Here is a 22,199-nt window from a genome sequence, read left to right as displayed (position 1 = left end):
ACTTGCGGACATTTATAGGCTATATTTTTTACTCACGCCATCTATAGGCGAACTTACGGACATTTATGGGACCCAATTTTTGTACAAAAAAATGTGATGTACATTTCTATACATCACATTTTCTTATTATTGACTTTATTTACACCATTATTTTTTACAAAATCCATAAAATTATTTCGTAGAATCTGCCTTTGCATAATGTTCCAGACGCATCTGTTCCATATATTCATCGAATTCTTCTGTCTGTTCCTGAGAATATCCCTTTACTTTATGAATCGGCGCATCTTCATATCCATTCTGAATCGCAGCAGTCAGCCAGCCGATCAGATTTTTGATATTTTCCTGCTTACATGCCAGTTCATACGCATATTCAATCTTATTAATATCATAATTTGCTACTTTTAATAATGCTTTCGCCTGAGAAATCTTGATCTTTTCATCAATAATATCCATGACTTTATCGATCAGATCATCCAGTTCTGCATCTGCTGGTGTCGGAACTTCTTCTTCCAGTGTCGGTTCCACCGTCATATCTTTCTTCGTTACTTCAAAATCAATTCCATAGATTTTTCCGCCACGACCGCTTCGCATCAGATCATATTTTACAGAAATATCAGACTTCTCATTGATCTCATTGACCGCAACATCCAGAACACGACGCTTGAAATCACACCATTTATCAAAGGATTTCAGCTTTTCATGCACTAATTCGTTGACAATATAGTCATAATCGATCTCTTTTTTCTCCAATTCACGCTGAATATCACGGTTGATCTTGCCTTTATCATCTTTAATCTGAACGGTTCCAAGATGCAGCTTGATCTCCGAAACACCATATTTTATATGGAAAACATTGCCTGTTTCCTTATCATATTTCGTATGATAGGCGCGCGAAGAAAGCAGTTCGTACAGACGGTATGACCATCCGGAACGAAATGACAACATCATAGGAATATTTAACATGGTAAAATTAGCCTTCAGATCATAAATATAATCTTTGATCTCAGGCTCAAACTTAATTTCCATCGTACCGGAACCGGATTCATAACTTACCACACCGACCAGACTCATACATTTAAAACTTCCATCTGCAGATTCGATGAACATGGTTCGACCTGCCAGAGAAGTAGCAACGTCTTTCAGATATGTACCCATTGCATTTCCGGTTACATGTAAAACTTCTTTAATTTCTTTCGTACGGAGTGTCGCCACCGGACGCCCCTGATCACTCAAACGCACTTTTGTCAATGCCAGTGCCAGCACTTTGTTCTCTAAAAGCGATGCTCTGTATACGGAGGAAATCAGAAAATTACTTTTCTTTAACATGTCCGGGAACATCGTTTTATCCGATTTCGCTATCTCATTCTTTGCCATTAGTGATAAAGTTCCTTTTTATATTCTCTCTTTTGTATCCCTCAAAACGATCTGATGCAAAAATGCACCAGATAAACTAACTATTTTCCGTTCTAATTTACTTCCTTAATTATGCCTTTAAATCCTCAATTTGTCAACGAAAAAACTGTCAGACTTTTTTGAAAAAGTTATCAACACCCAAAAATGTCCGTTAAAAGATTCAAATCCATCCCATAAACGTCCGTTATTTCACAACAATATCCCATAAATGTCCGCTAAAAAATTTTTAGCATCCTACATTTGTCCACTAAATATCCATTTTTTCACCCAGAAATGTCCATATCTTGTATTTTGGCATCCCATATTTGTCCGTTTCTTTCGATGGGGTCCTACAAATGTCCGTTAAAAACATCCGTTCGAACCCACAAATGTCTTATTCTTATTTTTTTACATCCTATAAATGTCCGTTTCTTCAAGGGGTATCCCACATTTGTCTGTTAGTTCCCAAACTACTATCCTAAATTTGTCCGTTAAAAAAGTATTATTTCCGAACTTACGGCACAATATGTAGATATCTCTTAAAACTAAACATCCTATAAATGTCCGTTAAAACATTTGTTTGCCTCAAAAATGCCGTTAGTTCCACTCATTGATCCCAAATTTGTCCGTTTCTTCCACAAAAATCTCCCGAAAAGTCCTACATTTGTCCGTTAATTAACCAAAAAGCATCCTAAATCTGTCCGTTAGTTCCAGTTTTTTAATCCCATATCTGTCCGTTTCTTTCCAAAAAACAATTGTAAAACAATTCAATTCTCCTCAAAATTGCCGTTAGTTCACAAATTATTGCCCATAAATGTCCGTAAAATAGCAAAAATGGCCAAAAATAAGACTCAATTTTTCTTTTAACGGACAAATCTGGGACCAATATCTGCCTTTTTCTTTGCCCATTTATGCCTTTTTCTTCGCCAATAGCCCGCTTTTTCTTCGATTTTCCGGGCATCCCACATTTGTCCGCTTCTTCACCTACGTATATTCGCATCTTTTCCAACCAGCCACCGTCATTTAGCCTGTAAATGTCCGTACTTTATTTTCAAGAATCCCATAAAATCAACGTTTTTCGACATTTTTTGTGGATATAATATAAAGAATATAAGTATGTTGTTTACAAATAAATAAAAAGAATAGAATATTATCAACAACGGTGTCGTTGATAAACAAAAAATTTTTTCACTTACATCAAAACCAATCTTTTATTTCTATATCAATGAGAACAACAAGAAAAAAAACTTCAATACTTAACTTAAACTTTTTTTCTGTTATACTTGAGCATGTTGTTGTTGATAACTCACACAACCAATTCATAAAAAAATAATTATCAACAGAGGGTGAATTTTATGGAAAAGGGTATTGAAGTAATTGCAAGATATCATTATCAACAGGGATATTTTGTTGAAGTGACAACGGAAAGATCTGTTTTGGCTGGCAGAGATTATTGGTTATGTAAGAAAAACAGTCCACGAAAAGTGTTCATGTTCAGCAGTAAATTTAAAAATGAAGATCAGGAAGTGCATCAGATCATTGACCAGATCAAAAACAATGTTGAAAAATATGAACATACAAATATGTAGTTAAAAAAGAAAAAGCCATCCGGATTTTTAATAATAAGAAATACTTATTATAACTCAAAAACCTGGGTGGCTTAAATTATACATAGAAATGCATAAATATACATTTTATTAATAATATGCATATTTTAATACATGCTAGCTTTTTAATAATTATGTTCAGATACGAAATAATTTCGATTTGATAACTGGTGCGTGATAAAATTATATTTAGAGACAGCAGGAAAAGTTTTTGATTATATTTTTATCTCAGTCGAGAAGACTCCCACTTCTGCAAGTGGTGAGTAATAACAAGTCTTTCTCAGTGGGAGTACAATCTCCGACTGAGATAAACGCTCCGCGGGGATGTGCAGTGATTCTGAGAAGAATATGTCAGCTTTCGCTGACCAGAATCACGCACCAAGTCTCACGTGCGTTCGACTTGAATATTTAAGAAAAAAGATAATTTCACATTTTTACGAAATAAAAAACCGGGTTCCTTACGAATCCGGTTTTTTGGGGGGAGAGTGAGTTATGAAAAATTTATCTATATAAAGGAAATAGTTTTTTGTCGCCCCTGAATGTGCCAATGCTGGTTAACTGACTACCCTCAGAAGCTTTTTATATCTGACAGTGATTCTAAAAGTATATCAACTCATATTAATTAAAATCACTGAACCAAGTCTCATATTCGTTCGACTTGATCTTTTTACCTCAGGTTAAGGCTTTCATCAAATTTCAAATGTTTGTTATGCGTTTCACTTGATTTATTTGATACTGTTATATTACCGGGAAATTGTGTTCTTTTTGTGGCTGAAATATGAAGAAAAAAGAAAGTATCTCTTAACAAATTATAATAAGGCAAATCTGTAGTATTTTACGGAAATGATACCTTAGGTGTGAAATGATTTACATTATTATAGATGTTACACGCCAAATACACGGAGAACAGTTACAGTTCACACGCGCCATTCGCAAAATGCCCTTTCGGGCTTCTCCGTAGCTTCGCTACTACTTTTGCTCATAAAAAGGCGCTCCCTTCATCACTATGTATCCAGCTAATTCCTCATGCAAGCATGATCATTACCTGAATACATGTGATGAGTGAACTGTAACGGAGAACATTCTGGGATGTATTCGAAAAGCATGGATTTATTGACGTGTGTTTTTGATAATGGTAAAATTAACATAATTAGATGCTGAAGGCATTTTTGATTAATGTATTGGGAGGTATTTTTTATGGAACAGCAGATTTTTACCAACGAGAGCATTTTATCCTGGCTGCAGTATTTTGCGAAAAACACAGCCATTGATCTGGAAAAAGTAAAGATGCTTGATATCACCCGAAAAAATAAAAACCTGATTCCGACAGTTGAGTCACACAAAGCAGTATTGGTGTTTACGGAAGCTGGAATTGACGATATTTTTTACCGGATGTGGAACGCAGGACTGGGGGACTGCGATGTATGGTATAACGAGGGCTCAGAGCCTGCAGGCGAGATAAAACACGATAAAGTGAGCAATATGATCAACCGTGGCATCAACGCATCCGCAGGCATGCTGATCGTAAATGAGCATGCGCGTAACACCTACAAGATTGGTATGGACAACCATAATTTTAAACGTGGTTCCATTCATTATGTAGGAAGCGAGATCCGTTCCGTCATCTTAAATAAGATGCATGTAGGGCGTCAGGACGACATTTGTGTCATCAGTGGAGAAAGTATTGCGGTAGAGGCTGCAATCATCGCTACAGAGGGCACTGTGATCGCTGTAGAATACAACAAAGACGACCGTGCGACCATGGAAGAGAACATTGACCATTTTGGCTTGCACAACATTCAGGTGATCGATCATGTGGATGAGGAGACGATGAAAGGATGTCCGGTTCCGTCACTGGTATTTATGGTGGCATCCGCAAGTATGGAGCAGGAGATTGAGTACCTGACAAAATTAAATCCGCAGATCAGCATTGTGATCTATACATTAGATTTTGGCGTAGCGGCATCTATTTCCGGCATTTTTGAAAAATACGGTATCAAAGATACTGAGGTTATCCAAATTTCCGTAGCCAGATTGAACAGCAAAAATTCTTTCGAGCAGCAGCCGGCACCATGGATCATTACAGGAAAGGCAGACTGCTAAAAAATGGCGAAAGTATTATTATTTCAGTGTGAAAATGAGAATGAGATCCGTCAGATTCTGACACCAATGAAAATACAGGCGGTGTCTGTCCCGAAGACGAAATTTCATATGGCATTGGGGGATCTTGCCAGGGGAAAAGATGATGGTGGGTATTTCGGCAGTGAGTATCCGAAGGGCAGCATGATCATAATGTGTGACTTTACGGAGAAGCAGCTAGATCGGCTTCTGATGGATTTAAGAAACCATAAGGTAAAGATAGACTATAAAATGGTTATGACGGCTACAAACGCCTCCTGGGACGTTCTGCACGTATATTTCGAGGCGCAGCGTGAGAAGATGATGTACGAAATGGCACAACGGGACCGGAAGCGCTTTTAAGATCTTGCTTGGTGGATGAAAATTTTAGGTTGTGAAAGCGCCAGTCAGCAATCTTACCTCTGCAGCTAACAATCGCTTGCCGAGGTAAGATTGCCTGACTGACGCTATTTACGTTACGGCAATCATAAAATTTTACGCCACGACGGCGCTGCGTGCCAGAAAGAAACTTTCCAGTTGTAAATAATGGAAAATGTTACAAGTATTGTAGAAAAATAAGTATCGATATGAAATAGGGATATGTAACGTAAATGAAAGAAAAGAAGAAATTTTCCTCAGCAAGCGATTATTAGCTGCGGAGGTAAATTTCTTCTTTTCTTTATCACAACCTATCGTTTAAAAACAAGTTTTCAAAACTTAGCTTAAAGCTGCAGTAATGATAGCCATGGAGTAAACTTCCAGAGCGTTGCATCCTCTAGACAGATCGTTGATCGGTGCATTCAGACCAAGAAGGATCGGACCGTAAGCATCGAATCCACCAAGACGCTGAGCGATTTTGTAACCGATGTTACCAGCGTTGATGTCTGGGAAGATAAATGTGTTAGCATGTCCGGCAACTTTTGAATCCGGGCATTTTGTCTCAGCAACACGCGGAGATACAGCAGCGTCGAACTGAAGCTCACCATCGATAGAAAGATCCGGAGCAGCTTCTTTTGCTTTTGCACAAGCGTTACGCATTTTGTCAACGTCCTCACCTTTACCGGATCCGAGTGTTGAGTAGCTAAGGAAAGCAATCTTAGGATCGATACCGAAGATTTTAGCACACTGAGCTGTCTCAAGAGCGATCTCTACCAGATCATCCTCAGACGGTTTGATGTTGATTGCGCAGTCACCCATTGCCAGTACTTCGTTGTCGCCTGTAGCAGCCGGACGAACGAGGATGAAGCAAGATGATACGATCTTGTTGCCTGGTTTTGTTTTGATAAGCTGAAGAGCCGGACGAACGGTATCAGCTGTAGAATATGTAGCACCACCAAGTAAGCAGTCAGCAACGCCCATTTTTACAAGCATTGTTCCGAAGTAGTTACCATGAGATAATGCTTCGCGGCACTGCTCCTCTGTCATTTTACCTTTACGAAGTTCAACCATCTGTGCAACCATCTCATCCATGCGGTCATAGTTCTTAGGATCGATGATCTCTGCACCGTTGATATTGTAGCCTGCTTCCTCAGCAGCAGCTCTAACTTCAGCTTCATTACCAACTAAGATTGGTTTTAAGAATGTACCTGCAAGCAGACGTGAAGAAGCTTCCAGAATACGTGCATCTGTTCCCTCAGTAAAGACGATTGTACGAGGGTTGTCTTTTAATTTCTGTATTAATGTTTTGAACATTGGTTTCGTTTACCTCCATTAATAATTTAATATACTCGTCATTTCTATTTTATACGTTTTGCTTTAAATTGCAAGCTACTTTGCCTATTGTTTCTCATAAAAAAATGATATTTTTTTGTTATTTTGTATGAAAAATTACAGTTCAAATAAAGATGCCTGTATCATTTCGCCGGGATTCAGCGTTAAAATGTTAGGATCATTGGTTCCGACGATCAGATGTTCCAGTGTGGAAATGTTTCCGGAAACCGTATTTCTGGTAAAATTCAGGCAGGCAGCAGCCTGGTCCGCATATTGTTCCACCGGTTTTAAATCAAAGCATCCGGTATCGATCACAGATAAGGTGTGATAGCCGTTATACATGGTTCGCAAAATCATATCACGCATTTCCGGTTCGTACTGGCGGGATAAAATTTGGTACTGCTGTAAAATCGCTTCTTTATCCAGTGTCCATCCGCGGGTCAGGTAGAGCGCATCAGTTTCGGTCTGTTTACGTTCGGTGCGCGGTTGTTTGCAAAGTAATTGATTAATGCAGTCATCAAAACGCGGAAGACGAAGCAGCGTATGTTTGCTGATAAGTCCTGCGGTTCCGTTGCCGCAAAGCCCAAAAGTCAACAGAATTTCATCTTGATTTTGCAAGGCATCAATATAATGCTGCAAGATTCGGTTCAGTTTTTCCGGCGTGCTGTGCAGACCGCGTTCCACCCAGATGACGGGAAGATCAATGTCCGTTTGTTGTAAAATATGATTGACCTCATCTGCAAGCATGGCGCAGGAGATGAGGGTCCGCTTTTTCTTATCCATAAGAGTAAATGCTCCTTTACTTGGAGGTATTAATCGTATCGTATGTTACAGTTCACTCATCACATGTATTCAGGTAATGATCATGCTTGCATGAGGAATTAGCTGGATACATAGTGATGAAGGGAGCGCCTTTTTATGAGCAAAAGTAGTAGCGAAGCTACGGAGAAGCCCGAAAGGGCATTTTGCGAATGGCGCGTGTGAACTGTAACTATCGTATCATAAATAACAACTTTTTTCCAAAAATACTTGCATTTTAGTTTTATATCCGTTATAATAGCACTTGCGTTAAAGACGTATGCGCCTTTAGCTCAGCTGGTAGAGCAGTAGACTCTTAATCTATTTGTCCAGGGTTCGAATCCCTGAAGGCGCATTATATGAGGTCATCCAAGCGGATGACCTTTTTGAGTAGGATGACAGGGATTCGAACCCATACGGGTTCGGTCTTCGCTTCGCTCCGGTCGGTCCAAATCCGAGATCCCCCGGATCTCGTGGACCCCTGAAGGCGCATTGTAAGTCATCCGATTGGATGACTTTTTTACTATCATAAAAACGAATAGAAATACGAAGCATCTCAGAGCAGCATCTGAGGTGCTTTTCTTAGTATACGGGAAGTTAGAAATGCGTATCTTTTGTAAGAAATATGAAAGAAAGGTAAGCAGACTGAAAAAAAGGTAGGACAGGAATAACTGAAATAATATGGACTCTGGATTGGCGCTGTCCCTAACGGAGTGTAGATTTGCAGAAAGAATGCTAAGAGTATTCTTGAAAAAGGGAGTGTGAAAAATTATGACTGAGTTATTGGTGAAACTTTTTGTGAAAAACAGTAAGGACACGAAAGATACAAAGGTTCGACTGGCCTATGGAAATCTGGCAGGAATTGTAGGTATTTTATGTAATGTACTGCTGTTTGCTGGAAAATATATTATCGGAACGTTATTCGGATCCATCGCAATTGCAGCAGATGCGGTAAATAACTTAAGTGATGCGTCCAGCAATATTGTCAGTCTGCTTGGATTTAAACTGGGATCAAAAAAAGCAGATGAGGAGCATCCGTATGGTCATGCGCGGTATGAGTATCTGGCGGGACTTGTGGTCTGTGTCATTATCGTGGCTATCGGCTTGTCACTGGCAAAAGAAAGTATTTTGAAAGTCATTCATCCGTCAGAAGTGGATTGCAATGTGCTGATGATCGTAGTACTTCTTATTTCCATTTGCGTAAAACTGTGGATGAGTATTTTTAATAAGAAAATTGGTATGAGAATCGAATCCGATACACTGATCGCGACGGCGGCAGACAGTCGAAATGATGTGATTTCTACGTCAGCTGTTGTAGTTGCAACTATTTTATGTAAGGTGACAGGGTTAAATATTATTGATGGTATTGCCGGTATCGGTGTGGCTGTATTTATTTTGTACAGTGGTATTGGACTGATCAAAGAAACGTTAAGTCCGCTGCTTGGAAAAGTACCGGCAGCAGAATTTGTCAATCATATTACGGAGAAAATTCAGTCATATCCGGGAGTAATCGGAGTGCATGATCTGATGATCCATGATTACGGCCCGGGAAATCTGTTTGCCACGGTGCATGTGGAATTTCCGGCAGAAACACCTGTCATTGAGGCACATGAGGTCATGGATGAGATCGAGCGTGATTTTCAGGAACAGGAGCATATGATTCTGACAATTCACTATGATCCGATCGTTGAGGAAAATGCGGAAGTGGCAGAAATCAGAGCTTTTGTCAGCAAGGCTGCAAAGGAGTTTGATGAGAGACTTTCCATTCACGAAGTCCGTCTGGTTCCGGGAAATGAGTCCAGTAACGTAATTTTTGACTGTGTAAAACCGGCTGGATTTAAAAGCAGCGATGGCGAGATTTCATCTTATCTGCAGAAACGTGTGGCAGAATGGAATCCGCGCTATCGCTGTGTGATCAAAGTAGAGCAGAGTTATGTCTGAGTTATCCTTATTGTATAATTTCAACTTCAATCTGGGTTACAAAGTCATCGGTATTTTTTTCAATAAAACTATTTACCACGTCATATTCGATGTACAGATCGCTGGTTCTAAGGTTATGCTTCTTTTTATAATTTCGTATTCGCTCGTAAGTCTCACCAATCGTACTCCAGTGACCGATGTGATAGGCTGTCAGATATTTTCCGGGAGGAAGTATCTGGCAGTTTTTGATCGAGGGTTTCTGATGCATGAGCAGTGCAACGTTGTCGTAGGCATCGTAAATGCCGTGCTCTACATTTTTTCCATATTGAAAATAAGCAATATCGTAATCCAGATAGGGATTATTCTTTTGCAGCAGCGTAATTAATTCATTGAGTTTTTTTGAAAATGACTGAGTGGAAGACGGATCTGCTTCTTTATAAAGGTAATAATATTGTGGATAGGTATTTATTTCAATTGTGGAAAAATCGGTTTGTTCGGCAATTTTTATCTTCTTTCTCTGCTGTTGCATCCATTTTTTCATAGTCTGCAGTTTTTTTATCTGTTGTGTAATCTGACTTTCTCTTTCAAGAAAAATTTGTTGAAAAAGTTCCGGGCTTCGCTGTGATAGATAAGTTTGGATTTCCTTTAAAGGCATGTCCAGATCACGCAAAACCAGAATGGTGTTTAGAATCTCAATCTGATCAATGGAATAGAAGCGGTAACCGTTTTCATTAATGTATTCTGGTTGAAACAGACCGATATCATCATAGTGAAAAAGTGTATGTTTGGTAATTCCCATCAGTTGGGCCAGTTCTCCGGTAGTCAGATAATCTTTGCGTTCCATATAATTTAAATGCTCCTGTTTTGTAAAAAAAATATAGTGTAAAAATCTGCTTGACTATAGGGTTACCCTATACTGTATGCTGACAGATGTCAAGAACGAAATGATTAAAAAGAGCATTCTCGAACTGTCATATTCTTCTCAGGATCACTGTTGGTGACAGATAGAATTATCATAATCAGTAGAAAGTAATTGGATAGTAATTAAATAGTAATTAGAAAGCAGGTGTTTTTATGAGTATGTCTTTGAACCAAGAGTTTACTCCTTTGAAATTGTTGCGATTTGCGGCACCATCCATCATTATGATGATGTTTATGTCGTTGTATACGATCATTGATGGAATGTTTGTATCACGTTTTGTTGGAAGTAATGCATTATCTGCAACTAATATTGTGTACCCGGTTGTAAATATTATGATCGCAATTGCAACGATGCTTGCGACTGGTGGAAATGCTATCATCAGTAAATATCTGGGAGAAGGAAAAAAGAAAGAAGCCAAAGAAAGGCTTACCATGTTTGTGGTCATTACTTTAATTGTCAGTGTAGTGATTATGCTGATCACGCTGATTTTTCTGGATCAGATCTGCTATCTGCTTGGTTCTACCGATGAATTACTGCCATATTGCAGAAACTATCTGATGATTCTTGCATTTTTTGCTCCGGCTTGTATGTTACAGTCTTTGTTTCAGTGTTATCTGGTAACTGCAGAGCGTCCGACACTGGGACTGGTTCTGATCATTTTAGCAGGAGTTTTAAATGCAGTGCTGGATTATGTAATGATCGTGCATTGCCATCTGGGAATCAGCGGTGCAGCGCTGGCAACCGGACTTGGTCAGTCGATACCGGCAATTGCGGGATTGATTTTCTTTTTCACAAATAAAAAGGGACTTTGTTTTACACGGTTTCGTGTGAAAGTTGGAGATTTTTTTCATGCATGCTATAATGGCTCTTCCGAAATGGTATCTCAGCTGGCAGCAGCTATTATCACGTTTTTATTTAATTCAGTTATGATGCGGCTGGCCGGTGCAAATGGTGTGGCTGCCATCACGATCATTTTGTATGGAGAATTTTTATTTAATTCCTTTCATCTTGGATTCGCTGTTGGAATTGCTCCGATTGTCGGTTTTCAGTATGGTGCACAAAATAAAGCTCAGCTGAAGCGTATATATAAGACAACTTTTATTTTTGTAATTGCATCATCTGTTGTGATTACTGTGATCGCTGCATTTCTGGCAAAACCAATCGTTTCGATATTTACAAAGGATCCTGGAACCTGGGAACTGGCCTCTGTAGGATTTCAGATTTTTGCGATAAATTTTCTGTTCAGTGGGGTTAATATTGCATCTTCCGGATTTTTTACCGCTCTGTCTAATGGAAAAGTATCTGCGCTGATTTCTTTTTGCAGGACATTGCTTTTTACCGTTTTATTTTTACTTGTGTTGCCGCACGTACTGGGCTTGAACGGTGCGTGGATCGCGATTCCTTCCTCGGAACTGTGTACATTAGTCCTGTCAGTCTGTATGCATGTGAAATATTTTATAAAAAAGAGTGAAAAAAATTATATTTTGGGATAAAATGTACGTTATGAATGAACGGGAGAAGGAGGACGCCGTAAAATGGCAATCCATGTAAAAAGCGAAATTGGAAAACTGAAAAAAGTTATGCTCCACAGACCCGGTCAGGAGCTGGAACATCTGGTTCCGGAAGATCTGGAGAGGCTTTTATTTGATGATATTCCGTACTTGAAAACCGCAAAAATCGAACACGATATGTTTGCAGAAATCATGCGGGGACAGGGAGTGGAAGTGGTATATCTGGAAGATCTGACCGCAGATGTACTGAAAAATCCGGAGAAAAAGGAGCAGTTTGTCCGGGAATTTATTGCAGAGGGCGGTGCTTCGGCAGCGAAAGTCCGTGACCAGTTGTACGACTATCTGATGAAAATTTCAGATGAAAAAGAACTGGTGTTAAAGACCATGTCCGGAATCCGGGCTTCTGAATTGAATGTAAAAATGAGCTGCCCGCTGGTAAGCCTGGTGAAAAAAGAAAGTCAGTTTTTACTTGATCCGATCCCGAACCTTTATTTTACCAGAGATCCTTTTGCCTGCATAGGAAACGGTGTCAGTCTGAACCGTATGTATTCCCGAACCAGAAGAAGAGAAACACTTTACGGAAAATATATTTTAAAATATCATCCGGATTTTGCCGGAAAAGTGCCGTTTTACTATGACAGAACGATGGATTTTGCCATTGAAGGCGGAGACATTCTGAATCTGAGCAATAAGGTGATCGCTATCGGAATTTCACAGCGTACCACACCGGAAGCCATTGAACTTCTGGCACAGAATATTTTCGTGGATAAAGCGTCAGAGATTGAAACGATTATCGCATTGGATATTCCGGCTGTACGTGCATTTATGCATCTGGACACAGTATGCACGCAGGTGGATTATGATAAATTTACGATTCATCCGGGTATCATGCAGACGCTGCGTATTTTTGAAATCAAACCGGGAGATCGGAAAGGACAGCTGAAAGTAACGGAGTCCGATGCGATGCTTTCGGATATTCTTGCAAAATATCTGGAATTGGATAAAGTGACGTTGATCAAATGCGGTGGAAAAGACCGGATTGCTTCTGAGCGTGAACAGTGGAACGATGGTTCCAATACTCTTTGCATTGAGCCGGGAAAAGTTGTCGTATATGATCGAAATTATGTGACCAATGAGATTTTACGTCAGCATGGCATTGAGGTGCTGGAAATGGCAAGTTCGGAGCTTTCCAGAGGTCGGGGAGGCCCACGTTGTATGAGCATGCCGCTGGAGCGGGAAGACCTGTCAGGGGGGAGCTTTTCTATATCTACGTCTTGATTATAAGCATGATTTCTAAATAATATAATTAGAAAACCATTCACATTTCTTTTTGTTTGAGCTATGATAAACGTATCTATGGGAAAACATCAGAGGAAGTGGATGGTTTTCTTTTTTACAGGATTACAAAAATGTGCAGAAGAATGACATACATTTTTGACTATAATCTTATTGTTAAAATAGCTTACAGAAAAATGTAGGGAGTGAAAAAATGATCAGAGAAATTAACGTAAAAGAATTAACCGATAACATCAGCGAGATGTGTATACAGGCGAACCATTATCTGTCACCGGATATGGATGCATGCATGAAACAGGCCGTTGAGACAGAAAAATCAGAGCTTGGAAAAAAAATTCTGAATCAGCTTCAGGAAAATCTGGAAATTGCAGATAAAGAGATGATCCCGATTTGTCAGGATACCGGAATGGCCGTTATTTTTATGGAAATAGGGCAGGACGTACATTTTGTGGGCGGTGATTTTGAGGAAGCTGTCAACGAAGGTGTCCGCCGTGGTTATGTGGACGGCTATCTGAGAAAATCTGTTGTAAAAGATCCGCTGATCCGTGAAAATACAAAAGACAACACACCGGCAATTCTTCATACAAAAATTGTTCCGGGCGATAAAGTAAAAATTACTATTGCACCGAAAGGGTTCGGCAGTGAAAATATGAGCCGCATTTTTATGCTGAAACCGGCAGACGGTATCGAAGGTGTAAAAAATGCGATTCTGGCGGCAGTCAAAGATGCAGGTCCAAATGCCTGTCCGCCAATGGTTGTGGGCGTAGGTATCGGTGGAACTTTTGAAAAATGTGCCCTGCTTGCAAAACAGGCGCTGACCAGACCGGTAAATGAACATTCCGACATTCCATATGTCAAAGAAATGGAAGAAGAAATGCTGACAAAGATCAATCATCTTGGTATTGGACCGGGGGGACTTGGCGGCACAACCACAGCGCTGGCAGTCAACATCAATACTTATCCGACCCATATCGCAGGACTTCCTGTGGCAATCAATATCTGCTGTCATGTCAACAGACATGCGGTAAGAGAACTGTAAGACAGGAGGTTTTATCATGGATAAACATATACATACACCAATTACAGAAGAAATAACTGCTGACTTAAAGGCCGGCGATTACGTTTATATCACAGGTACACTTTACGTGGCCAGAGATGCGGCACACAAACGCATGATGGAAGTACTGGATGAAGGAAAAGAACTTCCAATTGATATCAAAGACTGCACGATTTATTATATGGGACCGTCTCCGGCCAGAGAAGGACGGCCGATCGGTTCTGCCGGTCCGACTACCGCAAGTCGTATGGACAAATACGCTCCGCGTCTGCTGGATCTGGGGGAAAAAGCCATGATTGGAAAAGGAAAGCGTACCAAAGAAGTCATTGATGCAGTCATCCGAAACAAAGCTGTTTACTTTGCAGCTATCGGCGGAGCAGGTGCATTGCTTTCAAAATGCATCAAAAAATCTGAGATTGTATGCTACGAGGACCTTGGTGCAGAGGCAATCCGCAAGATTGAAGTCGAGGATTTCCCAGTTATCGTAGTCATAGACTCTGAGGGAAATAATCTGTATGAAACTGCCATCAAAGAATTTGCGGTTGTTGATTAAATCTATTTAAAATTTAATATTATTAAAACGAAATCAGAGCCTCCTTCTGCAACCGCCAGTCGCAGGAGGAAGCTCTGATTTCTTTTTATAAAAAATTAAGAAATTCATACATTTTTTACAAGGTTTTATCTTATATAATAGCATCACTTACATTAGGTAAATACAGGAGGACTGACGGTGAAAAAAAAATTTAAACACAAAAAACTGGTGATTGTGTTGGTTATCATTGTAGCAGCAATCATTGTGCTGGTTGGCGTAGCCAAACGAAAGTTAAACAGTGTAGCAGAAGCGACCAAGATTGTACAGTTGGAAAAAGTAGATAAACGTGACCTGTCCGATTTTATATCTCTGACAGGAACGGTAAGTGGTGAGACGAAGATCAATTATTCTTCTACAGCTGCGACTGAGATCAAAACTGTAAATGTTCAGGTTGGAGATGTTGTAAAAGAAGGCGATGTGATCGCAACTCTGGATAAAGATTCTATTCAGAAACAGATTGATGTGCTGGAAAAATCTCTGTCAAATGCAGCTGCATTAAAGCAGAATGAAAGCAATCAGAATCAGCGAGCCCTTGAGCGTGCCAAAGAAGATCAGCAAAATCAACTGGCACAGGCAAATGACAGTATCAACAGTGCAGAAGCTGCGTATACAGCAGCACAAAATACTGTAAATTCATTAAATAACCAGATTAAATCTGTATCAGATCAAGTAAATGCGGCATCCGATGAAGATACTAAGGCAGAACTTCAGGAAAAACTTTCCAATCTTCAGGATCAGCTTTCCAGTGCAAAAAGTGATCTTACGTCTGCAGACAGTGCCCGCAAAGAAGCAAAAAATAATTATACGAGCGTAAAATCCTCCACCGATGATGCGATTTATTCTGCCCAGAGCAGTATTGAGTCTGCAAAATATAACCAGACTGATAACAGTGATACACAGACGCAGCTGGATCAGTTGAGAAAACAACTGGACGATTGTACGATCACAAGTAAAAGTGCAGGTATTGTTACTGCAGTCAATGTTTCTGTCGGTGATGTAAATACAGCAAATGCTACATTAGTAACAGTAGAAAATAATACTGATATGATCGTGAATGCAAGTGTAACAGAAAAAGATATTCTGAAATTGAAGGAAGGTATGAAAGCAATCATTACTTCTGATGCGTTGGATGATCAGAAAATCAATGGCGAGATTATTAAAGTAGTAAAAGTATATAATGCTTCCCAGCCGACGACGGAACAAACCGGAAAGGAGACTTCCGGAGCAGCCAATACAGGTGGATTCTCGGTACAGATTAAATTAGAACCGTGTAATCTGATCAGTGGTATGAGTGCAAAGGCAAAAATTGTTCTGACAGATCGTGAAAATGTGCTGTCCGTACCGTATGATCTGGTGCAGCAGGATAAGGATGGCAAAAATTACGTACTCTGTGCAGAAGAAAATAAAGATGGTACTTATACAGCTGTAAAGAAAAATATCACAGTTGGTGATGAGATTAATTATTATACAGAAGTGACCGGTGGCGATCTGAAAGCAGGAGATTACATTATCATGGATTACTCTATATCCGAAGGAGATACTTTCCAGGGAGAAAGAGGAAGTGATGTAAGTGAAACGGAAGATGGTGGTTCTACAGGTATGAGTTCCAAAGTAACTGCGGATTAATCATGGAGGTTTTTATACATGTCAAATGAAATTATGATCCGCATGGAACAGATTGTGAAGACATATTACATTGGTCAGCCAAATGAATTGGAGATTTTACATGGAATTAACCTTGATGTCAAACGGGGCGAATTTATTTCTATTGTAGGAGAATCCGGTTCCGGAAAAAGTACTCTGATGAATATTATGGGTATTCTGGACCGTCAGACTTCCGGTAATTATTTTCTGGAAGGAGAGGATGTCAATAGCATGGATGATACCGTGCGAAGTGTCATGCGGAATAAAAAAATAGGGTTTGTATTTCAGAATTTTAATCTGATTCCCAGAGCTAATGCCTTAAAAAATGTAACCCTGCCTTTGATGTACAGTGAGCATCGTCCGAAAAATGCAAAGGAAATCGGTATGCAGATGCTGGAACTGGTGGGAATGGCAGATCGTGCCACACACCGTCCGAATGAGCTGTCCGGTGGACAGAAACAGCGAATTGCTATTGCCCGGGCGATGATTAATGATCCTTCCATTATCCTTGCAGATGAGCCGACCGGTGCACTGGATTCCCAGACCGGTCATATGATCATGGATATTTTTCACAAGCTCCATGAAGAACAGGGAAAAACAGTAGTTCTGATCACTCATTCAAAAGAATTGGCTGCAGAGACCGAGCGAATTGTCACATTAAATGATGGTATGATCGTATCCGACAGTAAAAAAACAGAGAAAGGCTGTGATTTGTCAGGTCATCATAAGATGAATGATGGATGCAATAAGCCAGAAATCGGAGAGGAGGGAATGATATGCTGATAGAGAATATTAAAGAAGCCTTTCAGAACCTTCTTTCCAATAAAATGCGTTCCCTGCTGACCATGCTTGGAATCATCATCGGTATTTCTGCGGTTATCACGATTACGACCATTGGAACATCCATTAAATCAACGTTGAATGCTACATTAAACTCCCTTGGTGGAAACAGTATCAGCGCCAGTGTGGATGCTATTTATCCGGAGGATGATGCGGACTGGTCAAACTGGGAATATCCGAAGATGACAGCAGATGATTATATTACGCAGGATATGCTGGATGAATTACAGGAAACATATCCGGACGAAATCGCAGGTTTTGGTATTTCAGCTTATCTTGGCAGCGGTCAGATTTACAAAAACAGTGATAAATATGCGAATGTGGACGCAACAGGAACGACAAAAGAAGAACTGGAGTACATGAAAATAAATATTCTTCGTGGACGTAATCTGACAAAGCAGGATATGAAAAAGGAAAAACGTGTATGTGTTGTATCTGATACGATGGCATCCTATTACTTCGGCAGTGAAGATCCTGTCGGACAGCAGATTATTTACAGTGGAAGTGATGGTTATTCTTATGAATTTACAGTAGTAGGTGTGTATGAATATAATGCTGCTATTTTTGGTAAACAAGATACGACGGTTCCGGAAAAAGACCGCAGCACTACCATGTATATTCCCGCCACAACTGCAAATAAATTAAACCATAGTGAAGCGACCAATGGATATACGTATGTAAGTGTCCTTTTAAAAACAGGTGCGGATCAAAATCAGGCAGAAACAGATATTCAGAGCTTTTTTGCAGACAAATATGCGAAAAATGAAAAATGGCAGGTCACAACGTACAATATGTCTTCGGATATGGGGATTATTAATACGGTCATTAATGTAGTAACCGTGGCAATTTCTTTTATTGCCGCAATTTCCCTGATCGTCGGTGGTGTTGGTGTCATGAATATCATGTTGGTGTCTATCACTGAAAGAACAAAGGAAATCGGTATCCGAAAAGCGCTGGGTGCCAAAAATAAGGCCATCAAGCAGCAGTTTCTGATCGAGTCGGTGGTACTTTGCCTCGTTGGTGGAATCATTGGAATTCTAATCGGAATCCTGTTTGGATTCATTCTCGGAAAAGTGGCGATGCTTGTCATCAACAGCTACTACAGTGATTATGCAGGTTATATTATCATGAATGTACATCCGTCTGTATTAGCAATTATCCTCTCCGTATGCTTTTCAATGCTGATCGGTGTGTTCTTCGGATCTTATCCGGCGAAGAAAGCAGCAAAAATGGAAGTTATTGATGCGCTGAGATATGAGTAAATTTTTTAACTCAGACTGAGAAAAACTATTGATGATTGTACTTTAAAATGGGATATGATAAGATACGAAAAAGAATGAATAGAAAGTAGTGATACTCATGTCCACACAGAAAGGAACTCTGATCAATAAATACACACCAGACTATGTCATCTTTGACCTTGAGACGACTGGAATCTCACCGAACTATGATGAAGTGATTGAGATTTCAGCGCTGAAGGTTAAAGGTGGCGAAGTAGTGGATGAATTTAATACGCTGGTGAACCCGGGCCGCAAGATTCCATTTGGAGCGACGAAAGTGAATGGAATTACAAATGCGATGGTTGCGGAGGCACCGGCGTTTTCGCATGTTCTGGCAGAGTTTCTGGATTTTGCGGAAGGTCTTGTTCTGGTGGGACATAACATTGCACGGTTTGACATGAAGTTCATCTGGCGTGACGCCGAGCAGTATTTTGGCGAAATTCCGCAGAACAATTATGTGGATACGTTGCAGGTGGCGCGAAAACATTTACCGAAGATGGATCATCATCGTCTGGTGGATCTGGCGGAGCATTATGGTATTTCATCGGAAGGTGCGCATCGAGCACTGAATGACTGCTATATGAACCAGAAAGTGTATGAGTGTATGGTGTCTGAGATGCGTGAGGCACAGAAGAAGCGTGTGGAGGAAGCCAGAAAAAAGGCATCGGAAGCAGCAAATAGAAGTATTGGTCAGAAATCGGAAGAGTCGATAAATAATCAGGCAAACAGTCATCAGGTACAGACTGAAAACGTACAGTCGCAAGCTGTAGAAGTGCAGCAGCGTCCACAGCATTTTACGGTAAAAATCCGCGGAGTAGTAGAACGCATTACCTATCAAAATCCGGAAAATGGCTACACAGTGCTCAAATGTGCCGTGAAAAGCTACAAAGAACTGGTGACGGTTATCGGAAGCCTGCTGGATGTCAATGTTGGTTCAGTTCTTCTGATTTACGGCAACTGGAAAGTGGACAGTCGTTACGGAAGACAGTTTGCGGCAGAGAGCTGGGAAGAAACTCTTCCGGCCACAGTATTTGGTATTGAAAAATATCTTGGTTCCGGTCTGATCAAAGGCGTTGGTCCGAAATATGCGAAAAAGATCGTGGCGCAGTTTGGAACGGAGACGCTGGAAGTCATTGAGACAGACATTTCACGTCTGCAGGAAGTAGATGGTATCGGTAAGAAAAGGATAAAAATGATCCGGGACAGCTGGGAGCGGCAGAAAGAGATCAAAAACGTTATGCTATTTTTGCAGGATCACGGTGTCAGTACATCTTTTGCAGCAAAAATTTATCGCCAGTATGGCAACGAAAGTCTGGAAAAAATGAAAGAAAATCCTTTTCAGATGGCAGATGATATCTGGGGCATTGGATTTAAGACAGCAGATGGAATTGCACAGAAGCTTGGTTTTGCAAAGGAGGCTTACGTCCGATTACGCAGCGGTATTATGTATACACTGAGCAATCTGGCGGACGAGGGGCATGTGTTTGCATATCAGGAGCAGCTGATCGCGAAGGCAGCAGAATTACTGGAAGCGGAAGAATCCAGCATCGTAATGACTCTGGATCAAATGATCATGGACAAAGATCTGATCTGTGAAACGGTAGACTATAACACAGATCAGGCAGAAATGAAAGCTATATATCTGCCGGCATTTTATTATGCGGAAGCAGGTGTGGCAGGCAAATTAAAACGTCTGGCGCAGGCACCGGCAGCAGACCGGCTCTGGCATGCACTGATGGATGCACGGCAGAAGACAGGAAACGAAAGCCTGTCCATTGATGTTAGTAAAATTCAGGAAAAAGTACACATGGAATATGATGAGATTCAGGCGGATGCCATTAGAAAAGCAGCTGTTTCCAAAGTTATGGTATTGACGGGAGGACCTGGAACCGGAAAAACCACGACAACGCAGGGGATTATCGCCGCTTACCGTTCGTTTGGATTAAAAATCCTGCTGGCAGCACCGACAGGTCGTGCCGCTAAGCGTATGACAGAAGCAACCGGATTAGAGGCAAAGACAATCCATCGTCTGTTGGAGTGCAAACCGCCGGAAGGATATCAGAAAAATGAGGATAACCCGCTGGAGGGAGATGTGCTGATCATTGATGAGTGTTCTATGATTGACATGATACTGATGAACGCGCTGCTCAAAGCAATTCCGGAGGGAATGCGTCTGATACTGGTGGGGGATATCGATCAGCTCCCATCTGTTGGCGCAGGTAATGTATTGCGCGACATTATTGATTCCGGTGTGTTTCCGGTGGTTCGTCTGACCCGGATTTTCAGACAGGCACAGAGCAGCAGGATCATCATGAATGCACATGCCATCAATGAAGGCAAATTCCCGGATATTTCCAATGGCAAAAATACGGATTTCTTCTATATAGAAAAAGAAGACCCGGAGGAAGCAGTTCAGGAGATCGTCCGACTGGTAAAAAATAACCTTCCGCGCTATTACAAAACACCGTGGAATCATATTCAGGTGCTGACACCAATGCAGAAAGGTATTGTCGGAGCGGCAAATTTGAATCTGGCTTTGCAGGAAGCGTTGAATCCTCAGGGAGACGGTCTGCGCCGGGGCGGATATCTGTTCCGTGCCGGGGATAAGGTCATGCAGATTCGCAATAACTATGAAAAAGAGATTTTCAACGGGGATATTGGAACCGTGGAGTCAGTGGATCTGCAGGAACGGATGCTGAAAGTAAATTTTGACCAGCATATCATAGAATATGAAGCATCGGAGCTGGATGAACTGGTGCATGCTTATGCCACAACCATTCATAAAGCGCAGGGATCGGAATACCCGATCGTGGTAATGCCTGTTTTGATGAACCACTATGTGATGTTGCAGCGAAATCTGATTTACACCGGCATCACCCGTGCAAAAAAGGTTCTGGTAATAGTAGGAACCAGAAAGGCATTGTCCTATGCGGTCAGGAATGTGACTGTTACGAAGCGGAACACTTTTTTGAAGGAGCGTTTATGTGAAACATAAGGTTTTCAATATGATTAAAAGTTGGTCGCAAAATTCGTAGTAAAAGTATGTAATAGAAGAAGTTGCAGGATTCTCAAAAAAGTTAAAAAAAGCTATTGACAAAAAGGCAAAGGTCTTGTATAGTAGATAAAGCGTTACGGCGCATCAATTTTATAAAAAAATATGGAGAAATACTCAAGAGGCTGAAGAGGCGCCCCTGCTAAGGGTGTAGGTCGTTCGCGCGGCGCGAGGGTTCAAATCCCTCTTTCTCCGTTATTTTTTTGCTCTAAAAACAGGGCTGAGAAATAAAGTTGAAAATAAAAGAAAAAAGTTGTTGACAAGCGCAAGTGCTTATGATAATATATACAAGCTGTCGCGTGAGTGACACAACAAAAACAAATAGCTTTGAAAAAAGTTAAAAAAGTTGTTGACAAGCACTTAAACATCTGATAGGATATAAAAGTTGCTAAGCGGCAACGAAACAAAGAACTTTGATAACTGAACAGTGAAATAACCTTGAAAGATTCATTGAGAACAG

The 22,199-nt window shown here is 40.6% G+C and carries 17 protein-coding genes and 2 tRNA genes; 14 read left to right on the top strand and 5 right to left on the bottom strand.

Annotated elements, in window-relative coordinates; translation table 11 throughout:
• Positions 1–171: 171 nt before the first annotated feature.
• The gene (locus DXB15_RS00095) at positions 172–1,374 is read right to left on the bottom strand and encodes a replication initiation protein (protein WP_118701703.1); all 1,203 of its coding nucleotides are present in this window, start codon (positions 1,372–1,374) and stop codon (positions 172–174) included.
• Between the two features lie 1,373 nt (positions 1,375–2,747).
• On the opposite strand from DXB15_RS00095, the gene DXB15_RS00085 reads away from it, so the two are divergent.
• The 3 genes from DXB15_RS00085 (at position 2,748) to DXB15_RS00075 (ending at position 5,480) form a co-directional block, all read left to right on the top strand.
• Positions 2,748–2,981 (top strand): hypothetical protein, encoded by a 234-nt coding sequence (locus DXB15_RS00085; protein WP_109214837.1) that lies wholly within the window; start codon positions 2,748–2,750, stop codon positions 2,979–2,981.
• Positions 2,982–4,196: 1,215 nt separating this feature from the next.
• Positions 4,197–5,102: a precorrin-6B methylase gene (locus DXB15_RS00080; protein ID WP_118701701.1), complete on the top strand. Its 906-nt coding sequence runs from the start codon at positions 4,197–4,199 to the stop codon at positions 5,100–5,102.
• A gap of 3 nt (positions 5,103–5,105) precedes the next feature.
• Positions 5,106–5,480, top strand: coding sequence for a DUF3783 domain-containing protein (locus DXB15_RS00075; RefSeq protein WP_118701700.1), 375 nt, complete (start codon positions 5,106–5,108; stop codon positions 5,478–5,480).
• Positions 5,481–5,834: 354 nt separating this feature from the next.
• On the opposite strand, the gene pta is transcribed toward DXB15_RS00075, so the two are convergent.
• Together pta and DXB15_RS00065 are read right to left on the bottom strand one after the other, a co-directional pair.
• Positions 5,835–6,809, bottom strand: coding sequence for a phosphate acetyltransferase (gene pta, locus DXB15_RS00070; protein WP_118701699.1), 975 nt, complete (start codon positions 6,807–6,809; stop codon positions 5,835–5,837).
• A gap of 135 nt (positions 6,810–6,944) precedes the next feature.
• Positions 6,945–7,610, bottom strand: a complete 666-nt coding sequence (locus tag DXB15_RS00065) for a DUF1638 domain-containing protein (protein WP_118701698.1) — start codon at positions 7,608–7,610, stop codon at positions 6,945–6,947.
• Between the two features lie 297 nt (positions 7,611–7,907).
• Here DXB15_RS00065 and DXB15_RS00060 point away from each other — a divergent pair.
• Positions 7,908–7,980: transfer RNA gene (locus DXB15_RS00060), tRNA-Lys, on the top strand.
• A 416-nt stretch (positions 7,981–8,396) separates the two neighbouring features.
• Complete coding sequence (locus tag DXB15_RS00055; protein ID WP_118701697.1) at positions 8,397–9,566, top strand: cation diffusion facilitator family transporter; 1,170 nt, start codon at positions 8,397–8,399, stop codon at positions 9,564–9,566.
• A gap of 7 nt (positions 9,567–9,573) precedes the next feature.
• Here the strand turns inward: DXB15_RS00055 and DXB15_RS00050 are convergent, their stop codons facing one another.
• Entirely contained in the window at positions 9,574–10,389 is an 816-nt protein-coding gene (locus DXB15_RS00050) for a MerR family transcriptional regulator (RefSeq protein ID WP_118701696.1), read from the bottom strand.
• A gap of 230 nt (positions 10,390–10,619) precedes the next feature.
• Here DXB15_RS00050 and DXB15_RS00045 point away from each other — a divergent pair, with 230 nt between their 5' ends.
• The 9 genes from DXB15_RS00045 to DXB15_RS00005 all read left to right on the top strand — a co-directional run bounded on the left by DXB15_RS00045 (position 10,620) and on the right by DXB15_RS00005 (position 21,934).
• Positions 10,620–11,960: an MATE family efflux transporter gene (locus DXB15_RS00045; RefSeq protein ID WP_109216325.1), complete on the top strand. Its 1,341-nt coding sequence runs from the start codon at positions 10,620–10,622 to the stop codon at positions 11,958–11,960.
• A 42-nt stretch (positions 11,961–12,002) separates the two neighbouring features.
• Positions 12,003–13,256, top strand: a complete 1,254-nt coding sequence (arcA, locus tag DXB15_RS00040) for an arginine deiminase (protein ID WP_118701695.1) — start codon at positions 12,003–12,005, stop codon at positions 13,254–13,256.
• Positions 13,257–13,467: 211 nt separating this feature from the next.
• Complete coding sequence (locus tag DXB15_RS00035) at positions 13,468–14,313, top strand: fumarate hydratase (RefSeq protein ID WP_109216323.1); 846 nt, start codon at positions 13,468–13,470, stop codon at positions 14,311–14,313.
• A gap of 16 nt (positions 14,314–14,329) precedes the next feature.
• Positions 14,330–14,884 carry a Fe-S-containing hydro-lyase gene (locus DXB15_RS00030; RefSeq protein WP_118701694.1) on the top strand — a complete coding sequence of 185 codons (555 nt, stop codon included), beginning with the start codon at positions 14,330–14,332 and terminating at the stop codon, positions 14,882–14,884.
• Positions 14,885–15,061: 177 nt separating this feature from the next.
• Entirely contained in the window at positions 15,062–16,549 is a 1,488-nt protein-coding gene (locus DXB15_RS00025; protein ID WP_118701693.1) for an efflux RND transporter periplasmic adaptor subunit, read from the top strand.
• Positions 16,550–16,567: 18 nt separating this feature from the next.
• Positions 16,568–17,350 carry an ABC transporter ATP-binding protein gene (locus tag DXB15_RS00020; RefSeq protein ID WP_279233038.1) on the top strand — a complete coding sequence of 261 codons (783 nt, stop codon included), beginning with the start codon at positions 16,568–16,570 and terminating at the stop codon, positions 17,348–17,350.
• The gene (locus DXB15_RS00015) at positions 17,344–18,669 is read left to right on the top strand and encodes an ABC transporter permease (protein ID WP_118701692.1); all 1,326 of its coding nucleotides are present in this window, start codon (positions 17,344–17,346) and stop codon (positions 18,667–18,669) included. The genes DXB15_RS00020 and DXB15_RS00015 overlap by 7 nt, the downstream gene beginning before the upstream one ends.
• A gap of 97 nt (positions 18,670–18,766) precedes the next feature.
• The gene (recD2, locus tag DXB15_RS00010) at positions 18,767–21,682 is read left to right on the top strand and encodes an SF1B family DNA helicase RecD2 (RefSeq protein WP_118701691.1); all 2,916 of its coding nucleotides are present in this window, start codon (positions 18,767–18,769) and stop codon (positions 21,680–21,682) included.
• Between the two features lie 164 nt (positions 21,683–21,846).
• Positions 21,847–21,934: transfer RNA gene (locus DXB15_RS00005), tRNA-Ser, on the top strand.
• On the opposite strand, the gene DXB15_RS17110 is transcribed toward DXB15_RS00005, so the two are convergent.
• Positions 21,916–22,199, bottom strand: a 284-nt coding sequence (locus DXB15_RS17110) for a hypothetical protein (RefSeq protein WP_207666150.1), incomplete at its 5' end; no start/stop codon positions are given. The two genes, DXB15_RS00005 and DXB15_RS17110, sit on opposite strands and share 19 nt — an antisense overlap.

Source organism: Roseburia sp. OM02-15 (genome assembly GCF_003481835.1).
GTDB classification, from domain to species: domain Bacteria; phylum Bacillota; class Clostridia; order Lachnospirales; family Lachnospiraceae; genus Eubacterium_I; species Eubacterium_I ramulus_A.
Note: the sequence above shows the minus strand (reverse complement) of the source record. Positions and strands in the feature narration are given on the sequence as shown.